Origin of the sequence: Mesorhizobium sp. M4A.F.Ca.ET.022.05.2.1 (genome assembly GCF_003998845.1) — a bacterium.
GTDB lineage: Bacteria > Pseudomonadota > Alphaproteobacteria > Rhizobiales > Rhizobiaceae > Mesorhizobium.
Genome location: NZ_RZOJ01000604.1, coordinates 1 through 2,542 on the forward strand (window position 1 = coordinate 1; position 2,542 = coordinate 2,542).

The following is a 2,542-nucleotide window of genomic DNA, read 5'->3' on the forward strand; positions in this document are numbered from 1 at the left end:
TATCTGGATATCGCCGAACAGCGCGGCGTCGGCTTTGTTCTCGACACGCCGACATGGCGCGCCAATCCCGACTGGGCCGGGAAACTCGGCTACTCGCGCAGTGAGCTGTCGGCCGCGAACCGGCGCGCGGTCACGTGGGCGCGTGCGCTGGCAGCGCCCTATGCGGCGCGTGGGATGCTTGTCCTCGTGAATGGGGTAGTCGGGCCGCGCGGCGACGGCTACCAGGTCGATGCAGCGATGACGACGGCCGAGGCCGAAACCTATCACAGCGACCAGATCAGAGCGTTCCGCGATGCCGGCGTCGATATGGTCAGCGCCGTCACCATGACCTATTCGCACGAGGCCGCCGGCATAGCTTGCGCGGCCATGGCATCGGGGCTCCAATCGGTGATTTCCTTCACCGTCGAGACGGATGGGCGCCTGCTTTCCGGCGAAAGCCTGAAAGACGCCATCGAAACCGTTGACGACGAGACTGACGGCGCCCCGGCCTATTTCATGATCAACTGCGCGCACCCCAGCCATTTCGATGCGGTTCTTGCCGCCGGCGAAGGCTGGATAGGTCGCATTCGCGGCGTGCGGGCCAACGCATCCGCCAAGAGCCATGCCGAGCTCGACGCAGCGACCGAACTCGACCCCGGCGATCCGGTCGATTTCGGTCGGCGCTATCGCGCGATGCGCGACCGCTTCGGTCACATCGCCGTGCTTGGCGGCTGCTGCGGCACGGACAGACGCCATATTGCCGCGATCTGCGACGCCTGTCTGTGAGGGCAGCTAGCGGGAGGAGGGACTACCCCTCCATTTCCTCGCGCAGCATCTCCAGTTCCAGCCACTCTTCTTCCAGCGCGGCCAGCGTCGCGCGTTCCTTGTCGAGGGCGGCGATGGTCTTCTGGAACGAGGCCGGGTCGCGCTCGTAATAGGAGGGATCGGCGATGTTGTTCTCCAGCCTGGAGATCGACGCGGTCACCGCCTCGATCTTCCTGGGCAGGGATTCCAGCGCGAATTTCTGCTTGAACGACAGTTTCTTCGCTGGGACTTTCGGCGGCGCCGGCTCTGCCTTGCCGGTGGCCGCCTGTTCCGCCGTATCCGCTTTCGGCCTCGCCTTGCGATCCTCCAGCTTCGAGCCGCCGCGCTGCGCCAGCATATCGGAATAGCCGCCGGCATATTCGATCCAACGGCCGGCGCCATCCGGCGCGATCACGCTGGTGACGGTGCGGTCGAGGAAATCGCGATCGTGGCTGACCAGGATGACCGTGCCGGCAAAGCCCGCCACCAGTTCCTGCAACAGCTCCAGCGTCTCCATGTCGAGGTCGTTGGTCGGCTCGTCGAGCACCAGCAGGTTCGCGGGCCTGGCCAGCACGCGGGCGAGCAGCAGCCGCGCGCGTTCGCCGCCCGAAAGCTCGCGCACCGGCGTACGCGCCTGCTCCGGCTTGAACAGGAAGTCCTTCATGTAGGAAACGACATGGCGCTGTTCGCCATTGACGAGAAGGTTCTCGCCGCGCCCGTCGGTGAGGTAGTGCGCCAGCGTCTCGGCCGGATCGACGGCCTCGCGCTTCTGGTCGAGCGTGGCGATCTCGAGATTGACGCCGAGCCGCACAGTGCCGGCGTCAGGCGCCAGTTCACCGGTCAGCATCTTCAGCAGCGTCGTTTTTCCGGCGCCGTTCGGGCCGACCAAACCGACGCGGTCGCCGCGCTGGATGCGGGTCGAGAAGCCCTTGACCACGGTGAGGTCGCCGAAGCTCTTTTCGATGCTCTTGGCCTCGATCACCAGCTTGCCGGACTCGGCGGCGTCGCTGGCCACCAGGGTGGCAGTGCCCTCGGCGCCGCGATGGCTGCGGAAACGCTGGCGCATGGTCTGCAATTCGCCGAGCCGTCGCATGTTGCGCTTGCGCCGTGCGGTCACGCCGTAGCGCAGCCAGTGCTCCTCGCGCACGATCTGGCGGCCGAGCTTGTGCTGCTCGCGCTCTTCCTCTTCCAACACCTGGTCGCGCCATTCCTCGAAATGGCCAAAGCCCTTGTCCAGCCGCTTGGTCTGGCCGCGGTCGAGCCAGACGGTGGCGCGCGATACGCGCTCGAGAAAACGACGGTCGTGCGAAATCAGGATCACCGCAGAGGAGGTGCGGGCAAGCTCCTCTTCCAGCCATTCGATCACCGACAGATCGAGATGGTTGGTCGGCTCGTCGAGCAGCAGAATGTCGGGCTCCGGCGCCATGACGCGGGCAAGGGCCGCGCGGCGCGCCTCGCCGCCGGAAAGGTCGTTCGGCCGCTCTTCGCCGGTCAGGCCAAGATGCTCCATCAAATAGGTGGCGCGGTAGGGATCGTCGGCCGGTCCGAGCCCTGCCTCGACATAGGCGCGCACATTGGCGAAGCCATCCATGTCGGGCATTTGCGGCAGGTAACGCACCGTCGCCGAAGGCTGGCGGAACACCTCGCCATCCTGTGGTTCGATCATGCCGGCGGCGATCTTGAGCAGCGTCGACTTGCCGGAGCCGTTGCGGCCGACCAGCGCGATCTTGTCGCCGGCGGACGCGCTGAGCGCCGCGCC

At 66.4% G+C, this 2,542-nt stretch carries 2 protein-coding genes; one reads left to right on the forward strand and one right to left on the reverse strand.

What is annotated here, in order from left to right:
* A partial coding sequence (locus EN745_RS33455; protein WP_127423214.1) for a homocysteine S-methyltransferase family protein occupies positions 1-765 on the forward strand: 765 nt, incomplete at its 5' end.
* Between the two features lie 22 nt (positions 766-787).
* Here the strand turns inward: EN745_RS33455 and EN745_RS33460 are convergent.
* Positions 788-2,542, reverse strand: a 1,755-nt coding sequence (locus EN745_RS33460) for an ABC-F family ATP-binding cassette domain-containing protein (RefSeq protein ID WP_145992291.1), incomplete at its 5' end; no start/stop codon positions are given.